The organism is Chryseobacterium populi (genome assembly GCF_000282115.1).
Classification (GTDB): domain Bacteria; phylum Bacteroidota; class Bacteroidia; order Flavobacteriales; family Weeksellaceae; genus Chryseobacterium; species Chryseobacterium populi.
On record NZ_AKJY01000003.1, the window covers coordinates 12,525 to 25,365 of the forward strand.

Here is a 12,841-nt window from a genome sequence, read left to right on the forward strand (position 1 = left end):
GGCTTTGAAAAGAGGTAATAAATATCCTTTTGGAGTAAATTAAATAAATCCTATAATTTATATTATGTTAAATTGTAATTGATAACAGAATCGTTATTTTGATACATTAGACCTCCTAATGTTTAACGTTTTCTGTTTTATCCATTGTACTGCACTATAAAAAGGTGCTGTATTACTGTCAAATATTTTAAAAATTAATATTATTTTATTTAAAATTAAACAAAAAAAATAGCTGGTAACAAAAAAGCGACCAACTATACTTAAACTTTATTTTAATGGCATATCTTTAGGATCTTGGGCCCTGGATATGATATGTTTTCTATTGATTATTTGGCCCGGGTTATTTTAGTCTTTTATCCAGATAATTTTTTAAATCTATAATATAAGCATCAAAGAAATTTTCAATTATTTTTTTATTAGAAAGATTTACAATTTTACCGCTGGAATCAAAAATGCTTTCAGGATAAGCTAATTTATAGTTGATTTTCCGGGAAGTTGCTGCACCCAAAAGCCCTCCATTGGGAGAAATACTGCTTTGTGTTCTTCCATCCTCCGGCTGAACAAATTTATATTCATTAAAAGGAATATCCCCTTCTGAAATTACATCATTGCCGGGGCTTATCCTGAGTTTAGCATCAAAAATAGTTGAAAAAATTTTGGAAGTACTGCTGTAACTCACAAGCAAAGTATCTTTTAAATCTGTAACTACCATAATATATGCCAGAGATACAAGATCAGCCGAGCATTTTTTCTTATCCCCAATGGTTGCAAAATCCCGATATGCCAAAAATGTTTTTTTAGTATCATTACTATAATCCAATTTAAGTCCGCTATGGCTTTTTACATAATCGGTCACAGCATCATAAAGCTGTTCTTTCGTCTTCCCGGGATAAGCCAGTTTTACATACTGCTGATCATTTATCGGAAGCACTTTCCCAGTATACCCACCGCCAAATTCATTTTTTTCTAATCTTATTTCAAAATATCTTTCTTGTGCATATAAGTGAAGTGAGATGATCAGCAACATCAAGGGAAACACTGCTTTAATAATTTTCATCATAAATAAAAATTTTAGTTATTAATTACGGCTGTATTTACTATCAAAATCCACTTTTGTTATTACACCGTTTTTATCTGCATATACTGTTGTTATGGTAATATACTGACTGCTCCATCTGGTATCTTCTGCTGCTTTTTGTCCTGTTACTACTGTTTGTCCGAATCCGTTTGTAGCCGTTTCAATATAACCGGGTGTGTAACTGCCACCAGCAGTATTGGTAACATTCTCATATACCAGTACTTTACCGCCTTTTTCATCGGTAGCTGTTCTCGTGGGCACTCCCCAGCTTTTGTATAATTCGGAGAGCTTTGCTCCTACCCATGAGGCTTTCCAGGCTTCACGGTTATAAATACCTCTCTGATAATCGGTATATAGTTTATCGGCTGCATAACGCTGAGCCAATGCTTCTTTTGTTCTTTTATCGGTTTTTGTTTCCTGTCCAGAAGCTGATTCTACAGCAAAAAGACAAAGAACAAAACACATTGATTGAATAAAGTTCATGATTTTCTTTTTAATTATTTTCTCCTCATTCCAATATTTAATTTAAAATCCACGATATATTTCAAAGAAATTTTTTTAAATTTTACGGCAACTTCCTGCATATCCCAATTTCCTGTATCATATATAGTGGGTTTATCAACTATTCATGTACTATCTGTATTATATTAGAAATGATGTTTTTATCAGTTTCCACTTTTATTATATAGTCTCCGGAAGGATAATCCTGCAGGTCAATACTGTATTTTCCTTCTGATCTTTTGACCTGGTCTGCAGACTGGGAAAAGATTTTTTTACCGGTCATATCATAAATGCCCACCCATTTTATTTTATTATTTTTAGTGTCTATCCGGATCTTTCCGTCTTTAACGGGATTTGGATAGACAGCTAAAGATTTTATCCCGGAAACCTCTTCTGTATCCAGAGTAGAACTATTGCTATTGGTATACTGAAATCTTGATGGCGAAGCCTGTTGAATCGGGGATATTATATTTGTAACTGCAAACCCGGCAATCTCTTCTCTGCTGTTTTTATACCAGGTGTAGGTTGTTATCTGTGTTGTGGAAACAGGCGATCCGTTCATACTTATGCTTACGGTACTTTCTTTTTTTACTCTTAAAACATTTGTATATGTACCGACAGGAGTTTTAACGGTACCATATCCATCTGCTGTAATAATGTCATTAGTAGTGGTTGTCACACCATTCGCTGTATAAGAAGAGGTATCAGTGAAAGACTGCAAATAGGTGGTTGGAAATTTAAGAAGAATTGGGGTATCAGAATAGGTTAATGTAAAATTGGTGACATTATTTCTTGCTCCTATCGCTTCAAACTGGGTATTGGTAACCCTGAATAAATTTTTATCATTGCTTTGGTTTCCGCTATTATCCACAGAAACGACATACCGGTTAGCTGTCGGAAAAGTGTTGCATTCAGAAATGCTTGGGCCGCATACTCCATAAAGCAGTTTAAACCCTCCTGTTGTCCCCTGAATATTGGAGAAATCCCAGGTTATATTGGCTCCTCCGTTACCAGGAATATAGACTCCCTGATTAAAACTGACTTCTGTAAATTGAAAGGTACCTGTAACGATATCAGAACTTGTGATAGTGGGTTGAGCTCTTAACTGAATGCCCCAGATAACACAAAAAATGCTGAAAAAAAAATAATTTGTTTTCATAAAAATGTTTTAAATAAATTGTTATTAAATAAAATTCAGAACCATTCTTATCACAAAATTATCTTTTTAGGTTTATGGATCTATACAAGAATATGAGTATTTCCATCTACCTGTTAACAGGTATTTTTTTGTATTAATTTTTAATTAATTTTATTTTATCTAAGCAGTTTTAATCTATGGAAATCAGAAGATATATTTTGTTAAGTTGGTTTACGCTTTCATTCTTTTGCAACGCATCTGCCCAGCTGAATAATTTATCTGTTGAAGCAGGAATGGATAATGCTGCCTATCCTGATAATTTAAAATCTAAATTACAAAACACTGCTTCTGACAGCACGAAAGCCAGGCTTTATTTTCTGCTTTCGGAGTATTGGGCAGATAAAGACACCTTAACATCCAAAGCCTATCTTCTGCACGGCAGGAAACTGAGTGAGACAAATTATTATTTACAGGCTCTGAGCTCTTATTATTATGGCGTTTATTATTTTCATATCAATCAGGAAAAAAGTGAGCAGGCTTTCTTTATCTCCAGAAAATCATTATTACATTATAAAACAAAAGAAGCATACCTGTATATGGCAAACTGTTATGCTAACTATGCCTACCTGCAGTATAGAAAAGACAAAAGCCAGCTGATGGCGGATTTATTATTAAATAAATCAATCCCACTTATTAAAAAGGCCGGTAATAATGAATTGCTCGGAAAGTTTTATGGGGATATAGGACTGGTCTTTAAAAACAGATGGCAATATAACAAAGCTGAAAAATATTTTGTCCAAAGTATATACGTTTTAGAAAAGACTAAAATAAAACACCCGTCACGACTGCTTTTTGTATATGCGCTTGCAAGTGAGAATTATTTGTTTGAAGGAAAAAAAAATGAAGCTAAAAAGCTGTTGGATAAAGCATCTCCTCTACTTGATGATATCTTACCCGGTTTAAGTCATGTGGGATATTATTTTTCTGAGAGCTTGTATTTTGAGGTGACAAACCAGTATGAAAAAGCTTTATCAAGCATCGATAAAGGACTTAATTTAGCCTTTAAGTTAATAGACAAATATTATATAGAGAAACTCTCTTTTCTGAAGTATAAAATTCTTACCAGACAGGGGAAATACCTGGAAGCTAAAAATTTATTGGAAAATATTATAAAAACATCTACTACAAGTTATAGCCAAAACAGGCAAACACAATACTATGAACTTGCCGAAACCTACCATCGACTGGGTAATGAGAAAAAGGCTTATGCATGGCTTAAAAAACTACTGATTTTAAAAGACAGTTTAAACCGGCAGCAAATTGACAACCAAATCAACCAATTAGAAATAAAATACCAGACTTCGGAAAAAGAGAAAAAGATTGCTGCATTAAATGCTGAAACAAAACAGGCAACTCTGATTATAAAAAATAATAAACTCTACAATTGGTTACTGTTGTTTGTCTGTCTGTTTCTTTTCACAGTTGTGGGTTTACTTTGGGTCTACTATAAAAACTATAAAAAACTGATACAACAAAAAGTAACAGCATTGGAACAGCAACAGCATATTGCTCTTACCAGTGCGATACTTGAGGCTGAAGAGAGTGAGCGAAATCGTGTGGCCAAAGACCTTCATGATGGATTGGGAGGAATATTGACAGCTGTGAAGATCAACCTTGCCAATTTTACAAAAGAAAGTCATCCGGATGCTAAAAATCTGATATTACAAGACATCCGTAATCAGTTGGATCATTCAATTACTGAACTTCGCTATATTGCAAAAAACATGATGCCGCAGACTCTCCTGCAGTATGGATTGGAAACAGCAATTAAAGAACTCTGTGAATCGATTATACATAATAATTTAATCATATCTTTTGAGGCAATCAATATAGGCGAAACCATCCCGCTGAACAAACAACTGATTATCTATAGAATTTTACAGGAGATTCTGACCAATATTTTGAAACACTCTTATGCAAGCGAGGTGGTTCTGCAATGCAGCCAGAATCAGAATAGATTTTATATTACTGCGGAAGATAATGGAAAAGGATTTGATCTTTCTAAAGTATCAAACAAAATAGGATTGGGAATTAATAATATCAAAAATAGGGTCGAACATTTGGGTGGTAAAATTGAAATTTTATCAGCACCGGATGAAGGTACCTCCATTAATATAGAACTCGATGTTTAAAAATAAAAAAATAAAAGTGGCATTAGTGGATGATCATCCAATACTTGCCCAGGGCATAAAATCTCTGCTGGCGAAGGAAAATGACATATTTGTGGTTGGAAGTTTCAGCCATGGATTGGAGTTTCTTTCTTTTCTTCAGAACAATGATATTGATATGGTTTTGCTGGATATTTCTTTACCCGATATTAATGGTGTTGAATTATGTTTGAAAGTAAAAACCATGAGACCTGAAATCTGCGTTCTTGCCTTAAGTAATTATTCAGAAAAAATGGTAATTATCAAAATGCTCCAGAATGGGGCTTCAGGATATATGCTGAAAAATGAATCTGTTGAAGAGCTCAAAATATGTATAGATTCGGGGATGAATGGAGAAATGGTCTTCAGTAAAGGAATTAAGGAGATTATGGCCAGGCCGTCAATAAATAATACGAAAGAAATTCCTAAAATTACCAGAAGAGAAAAACAGATCTTAAAATTGATTGAAGACGGAAAAACGACTGCAATGATTGCTGATGAACTCTTTATAAGCCCCCTCACCGTAGAAACTCACCGCAAAAACTTAATGCAAAAATTTAATGCAAAAAATTCACTGGAACTTATCAAAATAATCAATGAGCTATATCTGTTTTAACTCAAAAAGAGCTGTGTCGAAATTCAGTACATCCTTTCTGGAATATTAAAACCCGGTCCGGATTTCAATCCGAACCGGAGTATATTTTTAAAAAACACATTCAGCCGAAGCTTCTTTAGCAGCTGCAACCATTGCAATCAAAGCTTTTTCTGTTTCCTCCCAATGTCTTGTCTTTAATCCGCAATCGGGGTTTACCCATAACTGGCTGGCGGGAATTACATTCTGGGCTTTCCTTAAAAGTTCAATCATTTCTCCTTTAGACGGAACTCTCGGTGAATGAATGTCATAAACACCCGGACCAATCTCATTCGGGTATTTGAAATCTGCAAAAGCATTTAAAAGTTCCATTTGAGAACGGGAACATTCTATGGTAATCACATCGGCATCCATATCGGCAATATTTTCAATAATATCGTTGAATTCCGAATAGCACATATGCGTATGGATCTGGGTAGCATCCTCCACTCCACTTGCTGAAATTCTAAATGATTCTACGGCCCATTTCAGGTAATTCTGCCAGTCGTTTTTCCTTAAAGGAAGCCCCTCTCTGATTGCCGGTTCATCAATCTGAATGATTCTTATTCCCGCTTTCTCCAGGTCCACAACTTCATCACGTATGGCCAATGCAATCTGTTTACAGGTTTCAGAACGCGGCTGGTCATCACGCACAAAAGACCATTGCAGAATGGTAACAGGTCCGGTTAACATTCCTTTTACCCATTTTTTCGTTTGAGTCTGGGCATACTGAGACCAATAGACCGTCATAGGATCAGGACGGAAAACATCGCCGAAGATGATTGGAGGCTTTACGCAACGGCTTCCGTAGCTCTGCACCCAACCGTTTTTGGTGAATACAAATCCTTTCAATTGTTCTCCAAAATATTCGACCATATCATTCCGTTCAAATTCGCCATGAACCAATACGTCAATTCCTATTTCTTCCTGCCACTGAATTGTTCTCCGGGTTTCTTCTTTCAGCAGGATATCATATTGTTTTGCTGTCAGTTCCCCTTTTTTAAAGCTGGCTCTCCAGCTTCTTACTTCTGTAGTTTGCGGAAATGAACCTATTGTTGTCGTTGGAAATAACGGAAGCTGTAATACTTTTTGCTGCTCTTCTTTACGGATTCTGAATGAATTTTTTCTCTGGCCGTCCTGTTCGGTTATTGCATTTACTCTTTGTTTTACGGTTTCGTTATGAATTAAAGAGGATGTTTTTCTGCCTGTAATAGCCTTCCTGTTTTCTTCAGAATCAATGAGAATATTTTCATCTTTGGTTCCGGTTGCCAGTTCTTTAAGCGTTACGACTTCTTGTACTTTCTGTTTGGCAAAGGCCAGCCAGTTTTTAATTTCAGGATTAAGATGGGTTTCAAAACTCAAATCACATGGTGAATGCAGCAGAGAACAGGATGGAGCTATAAAGATTCTTTCTGTACCCAGGTTTTCAATGGCTTTTTTTATAAGGTTTAAAGAGTTTTTATAATCATTTTTCCAGATATTCCTTCCGTCTACGATACCCAGTGATAAACTTAAGTTGTCAGGAACTGAATGCAATATCTCTTCTAACTGCTCAGGATTTCTCACCAGGTCCACATGCAAAACATCTACAGGAAGTACAGTAGCAAGTGACAAATTATCTTTTAACCCGTCGAAATAAGTGGCAATAATGAGTTTCAGTTCCGGGAATTGTTTTCTGATTTCCTGATAAACCCATTGATAGGTTTCCTTTGCCTTTTCAGTTAGATCCAGGGCTAAAAACGGTTCATCAAACTGAATCCATTCAGCGTCCTGCTCCTGAAGTTTTGTTAAAATTTCAATATAAACCGGAAGAAGATGTTGGGCCAGATCCAGCTTATCAAATCCCGGCTCTTTTTCTTTTCCCAGAAGAAGGTAGGAAACAGGTCCGATGATAACCGGTTTTGCATTAATTCCCGCGTGTTTTGCACCGGCAAATTCATTGAAAATTTTATTTGAAGTGAGCTTAAACTGCTGGTTTTTGTAAAACTCAGGAACGATATAATGATAATTGGTATCAAACCATTTGGTCATTTCCATAGCAGTGATGTCCAGGCCTTCTTTTTGATAGCCTCTTGCCATAGCGAAATAAAGATCAAGCTCCGAACCGTTCTTTTTGAGAATAACCTCATGATAGCGTGCAGGAATCGCTCCTACTATTAAACTCATATCCAGCACATGGTCATAATAGGAAAAGTCATTGCATGGGATAAGGTCTATTCCTGCTTCTTTCTGAATAGCCCAGTTTTGATTGCAGATATTTCTTCCGGTGTTAAGAAGTTCTTCCAAAACAATTTTGCCTGACCAATATTGCTCGCAGGCTTTTTTGAGTTCTCTTTTGCTACCAATTCGCGGATAGCCCAGAATGTGTGTTTGCATTTTTTAAACTTTTAAATTAAACTTAATTTTTTAAGCTCTTTAAAATGCTTCATAATGCTATGCGATAAAGATGTTTTTTGGAGAGTAATAAATATATACGGATAATACAATTCACTCCGAATATATCATCTGTATGACCAAAAAAAGCTCCAGATCGCGAAAGCATTGTCAATTCAGTGAAGGCAGGTCTCCTGGCTTGTAACGGTTTCTGCCATCCTTCCCGCTTCCGGCAGTGGATATGCAAGGACAAAAACCTTTGGTGTGTTACTTACAGTTGCGCGACAGCCCGTGATTCTCACACGATTCCCTATTAATCTACCTTAAGTAAAACCTTTCCTGTCTGATGAAGTATTAAAGAACTGTTATTTTATAAACCCTGATCAATAGTATTGATAAGATTTTAATTTTGTGTAAAAATAAGCATGCAGAATAAAACAATATTATCTTTGCATTAATTAAGTTAATAAAACTTTAAAATTAAACTCAGAAAGAATATAATTCTGTATATTCGCCTGATTTAAAATTTAAAAGAATAATATTCTGTGGAACACCTTGATGACAAAGACATACAGCTGCTCAGGCTGCTTCAGAAAAATACCAAACTGACCGTTAAAGAGCTTGCCAAAGAAATTAATCTTTCTCCCTCGCCTGTTTTTGAAAGGGTAAAACGGCTCGAACAGGAAGGATATATTAAGAGATACAGTGCTATTCTGGATGCTGAAAAGCTCAACCGGGGATTTACGGTTTTCTGCCAGATCAAATTAAAAATCCATGACCGGTCTGTGGGACACGAGTTTGTCAGTGAAATTCTGGAAATTGAAGAAGTTGCAGAATGCTACAATATCTCAGGAGATTTTGATTTCCTTTTGAAAGTTCAGGTTCGGGATATGAAACATTACCAGGATTTTGTATTTAATAAACTGGGTTCTGTAGATTCTATCGGCAGTACGCATAGTACCTTCGTAATGGCCGAAGTAAAAAATACCCACGGACTGACCATATAAACCGTTCTCTCCCATCAAATTAAAAACATTTATTAATATTAGAGCATTATTTATCAATGTTTTCAGATATTATTACTAAAGATCTTAAAGTTATTTTCGTCGGAATTAATCCCGGTTTAAAATCTGCTGCAGATGGGCATCATTTTTCAGGGAAAAGCAACCGCTTTTGGAAAGTCCTGCACTTGTCAGGTTTTACACCCTACCAGATTGAAGCGGTAAATGATAAAGATATCTTAATGTTTGGCTGTGGGCTGACTACTGCTGTGGAAAGGCCAACTTCAAAAGCAGATGAGCTTTCAAAAGTGGAATTTGATCATGCTCTTGAAAGTTTTAAAGCAAAAATGACTGAATTTCAGCCTGAATATATTGCTTTTCTAGGGAAGGCTGCCTATAAAGCATTCTCCGGAAAGAAAGAGATCTTGTGGGGGCATCAGCCGGAAAGCCTCTGTAGTGCCACAGTCTGGGTTTTGCCTAATACAAGCGGTCTGAACCGTGGATTTACACTGGAAAATCTTGTTTTCCATTATGCTGATTTCAATAAAACAATCAATGATTCTTTGTAGCTTCTGAAGCTATATTTTATTAGGTTTGCTCACATACGGATTAGATTTTATAAAAAAACGCCATGGTAAAAGGGCATGCTCCCGGGCATATTCTACTCCTACACGCGGAACTTCGGCGATCTCATCAGGAGTGTATCGAATAGCGTGATCTTCAATCCAGATTTCTTCCCCTGTCAGATCTTTTTTATTGAAGGAAGCATTAATTCCCAAAGCTTTTGCAGCAGAGCCCGGCCCGGATGAAATAGCAGGTTTGGAAGCCGGCATATTTCGCCTCATTTCCATTATTTCTTTACCGATGATAGGTTCAATGGCTCTTATCAATACGGCATTTGGATCATCTTCCACAGAAGTCACGATATTGAAAAGATGATGAATACCATAACAGAGATAGACATAGGAGGCTCCACCCTCATTATAAAGTATTTCTGTTCTGCTGGTGCGTCGTCCTCCGTACGCATGAGACGCTTTATCCTGCACTCCAAAATAGGCTTCTGTTTCTACAATGATTCCGGCAGTAATATCATCATCGATTTTAGTATAAAGAACCTTACCTAATAGGTCTTTGGCCAAGAAAATTACATCCTGATGAAGATAATATGATGATTTAAGTTTCAAATTGATTTATTTTTAATCGTGATGTTTTAGAATAATTCGAGCTCTAAAAATACCATTAAAAAAATTATCAATAAAATTAAAAACAGGAGTGAATATTAATAAGTAATGATATAATAATCCTGAATCTTATTATCAGTACAATAGAGATACAATCTCGTTTTGATGAGCCCGAAACAATAGCTTTTAAGAAAGCAGACATATTCTGCAGGCTGCAGTTTTTTAATCTTGTATCCTTTTAAAATAATTTTTGCCTCTGAAATGTTTTTCCCGACAAGGGTATTAAAGTTAACGGTTTTCATTATGCATAGTTTTACCGGGGTTCAGATTAAAAACAGCTTCTTCCATCGGGTCACTGTATTCCTGCTCAGATTAAAATGACGGGCTAACTGCATATTATTGTATTTGTGCTTTTTCTGGTAATCTAAAATTTCAAGGATGGCCTGCTTGCTATAAAAGCGGTGTTTCTGGTTAAAGTCATGCGCTTTTTGATCACATCCGCTAAAGAGCATCTGATTGAAACTGATCACTTCTAAAACCGAAAAATTTTCTTTGGGCAGCATCGATAGGTATTCCTCTTTTTTTTCGGGATATTTTTCATTGATTAGATCGGTATAAATTCTTTTATAATCCGGTGTTGTTTTCATAATCGATTTCGGTTGAATGTTTAAAATGAAGAGCTACATCATTCGGAATCAGGATAAACAAAAAGTAATAAGGCCAAAACCTTTAATTGAGGGGATTACAGATTCTGACCATTACTTTTTCCTGATTTGTGTTATTAGAATGTATTTTAAAATTGCCTGATTTTGAGATTGGGATTAGAAACCACCTGAATGTTTCTGCAACATTACGGGTTTACAGAGCAAAATAAAAACAATATATGTGATGATTTCTGAATATATATCAAAGCTTTTAAACTGATCCATATGAAAACTTTTAATGTATTCTTTTTTAGTATTTTGAATGTTTAAATAATACAATTAATTCCGAATTATTAACATTATATTTAAACGTTTATCCTTAAATTAGTGGTTAATTTGCATGCTTTAAACACATTCTATGAAAAAATATATACCCCTATTCTTTTGCCTGATTTTCGGTTTTACTTATGCTCAGATGATTAATAAGGCACAAGTAGACATTGAAATAGGAAAAGCGAAAAAATTTTCGGCAAATGATCCCGAAAAAGCGATAGAGCTTTGTAAGAATATTTACAGGGCTTCTAAAGAGCTGGATTATAAAGAAGGAATGCTGGAAAGCAATACGATACTTATGGCCAAGTATTTTGACAGAGGAAGTTTTAAAGATGTCATAGAGATTAGCAAAGAAGCTGAAAAACTGGCTGGTGAAACTAAAAATAATGAACTGCTTTCCAATGTCTGCAGACTTAGGGCAGCATCTTATACAGAATTGGGTTTTAATGAGAATAGCCGCAAAGAATTTTTAAAAGCCCTGGGTATTACTGAAAAATTAACTTCTGAAAATTATAAATATTATCAGCAGGCGCTTATATACAATGGATTGGCAAGTTATTCCGCTCATGTTAATGCTCCGATAGATTCTGTCGTTTATTATCAGAAAAAAAGCCTGGAAATCATTAATAAAGTAGATGATCACAAAGATTTTATTAATAAAAAACATCATACCCTGGCTTTGGCCTATATCAATCTTGGAATGACGAGCAATGCATTGCACCATACCCGGGATGCGGAAATGTATTTTTCAAAAGCACTGGACCTGTGCCGGAGTGAGAAGTATACAATAGGCAAAGATCTTGAAGTAATGGTTCTTAACGAATTTTCCTGGCTTTATTATGATCAGAAAAAATATGATAAAGCAATATCCTATGCAGAACAGGCTGAAAGGCTTGAAAAACAGATAAGATCCCCTTATATCCGCAGAGATGTTTATGAAGTCTTTTTCAAATCTTATGTAGAACAAGGTAAAAAAGAGGATTCAAAAAAATATATGAACCTCTATACCCAGCTCAACGACAGCCTTATCAATGCTGAAAAAAAAACGATCAATACGCCTGTAAAACATCTGATGGCTGAGCAGGGAGAGATTCATTCCAACAGTATTCAGAAAATGCTGATCATTACCTCCGGCATTGCCATTGTTCTGCTATTGACAGGCTCATTTTTCTGGAAAAGGAATCAGGCTAAGCTTCATAAAAAATATGAAACGATGATAGAAAGTCTGAAATCAAAAAATGAAGATCCCGGCCCTGCTTCATCATCCCCTATTTCTGCTGAAAAAGGGATCAGCATTACCGATGATACGGTTAAGGTCATACTTCTTAAATTAGAAAAATTCGAGAAATCCCAGAAGTTTATTAAGAAAGATCTGAGCCTTACCTCTCTTGCCAACGAATTAAACACCAATACCCGGTATCTTTCCGAAATCATAAAGCAGTATAAAGGAAAGAACTACAATAATTATATCAATGGCTTAAGGATAGATTATATTACCAATAAGCTTTATGAAAACCCGGTGTACAGGGAGTATAAGATCAGCTATCTCGCTGAGGCCTGCGGAATTTCTTCCAGGGAAGTCTTTGCCGTCATATTTAAAAAAGAAACGGGAGTTACCCCTTCATACTTTATCAATAACCTGAAAAAAGACTATTCCAACCAGGAATACGTGTAATGAATTCAGATATTCTCACTATAAGTTCTTGTATTGCTTTAGAAAAGGAAACAACTTCGTGATATAAACTTAAAATTTA

At 35.6% G+C, this 12,841-nt stretch carries 12 protein-coding genes and 1 riboswitch; of the genes, 5 read left to right on the forward strand and 7 right to left on the reverse strand.

What is annotated here, in order from left to right; translation table 11 throughout:
- Positions 1-340: 340 nt before the first annotated feature.
- The 3 genes from PMI13_RS01005 to PMI13_RS01015 all read right to left on the reverse strand — a co-directional run bounded on the left by PMI13_RS01005 (position 341) and on the right by PMI13_RS01015 (position 2,738).
- Positions 341-1,060, reverse strand: a complete 720-nt coding sequence (locus tag PMI13_RS01005; protein WP_007839707.1) for a hypothetical protein — start codon at positions 1,058-1,060, stop codon at positions 341-343.
- Positions 1,061-1,078: 18 nt separating this feature from the next.
- The gene (locus PMI13_RS01010) at positions 1,079-1,561 is read right to left on the reverse strand and encodes a hypothetical protein (protein ID WP_007839708.1); all 483 of its coding nucleotides are present in this window, start codon (positions 1,559-1,561) and stop codon (positions 1,079-1,081) included.
- 139 nt (positions 1,562-1,700) lie between these two features.
- Positions 1,701-2,738 carry a T9SS type A sorting domain-containing protein gene (locus PMI13_RS01015; protein WP_007839709.1) on the reverse strand — a complete coding sequence of 346 codons (1,038 nt, stop codon included), beginning with the start codon at positions 2,736-2,738 and terminating at the stop codon, positions 1,701-1,703.
- Between the two features lie 176 nt (positions 2,739-2,914).
- Here PMI13_RS01015 and PMI13_RS01020 point away from each other — a divergent pair, with 176 nt between their 5' ends.
- Together PMI13_RS01020 and PMI13_RS01025 are read left to right on the forward strand one after the other, a co-directional pair.
- The gene (locus PMI13_RS01020) at positions 2,915-4,909 is read left to right on the forward strand and encodes a tetratricopeptide repeat-containing sensor histidine kinase (protein WP_007839710.1); all 1,995 of its coding nucleotides are present in this window, start codon (positions 2,915-2,917) and stop codon (positions 4,907-4,909) included.
- Entirely contained in the window at positions 4,902-5,540 is a 639-nt protein-coding gene (locus tag PMI13_RS01025) for a response regulator (protein WP_007839711.1), read from the forward strand. Before PMI13_RS01020 ends, PMI13_RS01025 begins: the two co-directional genes overlap by 8 nt.
- An 87-nt stretch (positions 5,541-5,627) precedes the next feature.
- Here PMI13_RS01025 and metE read toward each other — a convergent pair whose 3' ends face one another.
- Positions 5,628-7,931 (reverse strand): 5-methyltetrahydropteroyltriglutamate--homocysteine S-methyltransferase, encoded by a 2,304-nt coding sequence (gene metE / locus PMI13_RS01030; protein ID WP_007839712.1) that lies wholly within the window; start codon positions 7,929-7,931, stop codon positions 5,628-5,630.
- 164 nt (positions 7,932-8,095) lie between these two features.
- Positions 8,096-8,281: riboswitch (cobalamin riboswitch) on the reverse strand.
- Positions 8,282-8,473: 192 nt separating this feature from the next.
- Here metE and PMI13_RS01035 point away from each other — a divergent pair.
- Together PMI13_RS01035 and mug are read left to right on the forward strand one after the other, a co-directional pair.
- Positions 8,474-8,935 carry an Lrp/AsnC family transcriptional regulator gene (locus PMI13_RS01035; RefSeq protein ID WP_007839713.1) on the forward strand — a complete coding sequence of 154 codons (462 nt, stop codon included), beginning with the start codon at positions 8,474-8,476 and terminating at the stop codon, positions 8,933-8,935.
- Positions 8,936-8,991: 56 nt separating this feature from the next.
- Positions 8,992-9,498 carry a G/U mismatch-specific DNA glycosylase gene (gene mug, locus PMI13_RS01040; protein WP_007839715.1) on the forward strand — a complete coding sequence of 169 codons (507 nt, stop codon included), beginning with the start codon at positions 8,992-8,994 and terminating at the stop codon, positions 9,496-9,498.
- A 9-nt stretch (positions 9,499-9,507) separates the two neighbouring features.
- On the opposite strand, the gene PMI13_RS01045 is transcribed toward mug, so the two are convergent.
- From PMI13_RS01045 to PMI13_RS01055, 3 genes are all read right to left on the reverse strand, one after another.
- Complete coding sequence (locus PMI13_RS01045) at positions 9,508-10,113, reverse strand: DNA-3-methyladenine glycosylase (RefSeq protein WP_007839717.1); 606 nt, start codon at positions 10,111-10,113, stop codon at positions 9,508-9,510.
- A gap of 95 nt (positions 10,114-10,208) precedes the next feature.
- The gene (locus PMI13_RS01050; RefSeq protein ID WP_007839723.1) at positions 10,209-10,412 is read right to left on the reverse strand and encodes a hypothetical protein; all 204 of its coding nucleotides are present in this window, start codon (positions 10,410-10,412) and stop codon (positions 10,209-10,211) included.
- A gap of 21 nt (positions 10,413-10,433) precedes the next feature.
- Entirely contained in the window at positions 10,434-10,757 is a 324-nt protein-coding gene (locus PMI13_RS01055; protein WP_007839725.1) for a helix-turn-helix domain-containing protein, read from the reverse strand.
- 415 nt (positions 10,758-11,172) lie between these two features.
- Between PMI13_RS01055 and PMI13_RS20450 the strand changes: the two genes are divergently transcribed.
- The gene (locus PMI13_RS20450; RefSeq protein ID WP_007839727.1) at positions 11,173-12,762 is read left to right on the forward strand and encodes an AraC family transcriptional regulator; all 1,590 of its coding nucleotides are present in this window, start codon (positions 11,173-11,175) and stop codon (positions 12,760-12,762) included.
- Positions 12,763-12,841 lie beyond the last annotated feature (79 nt).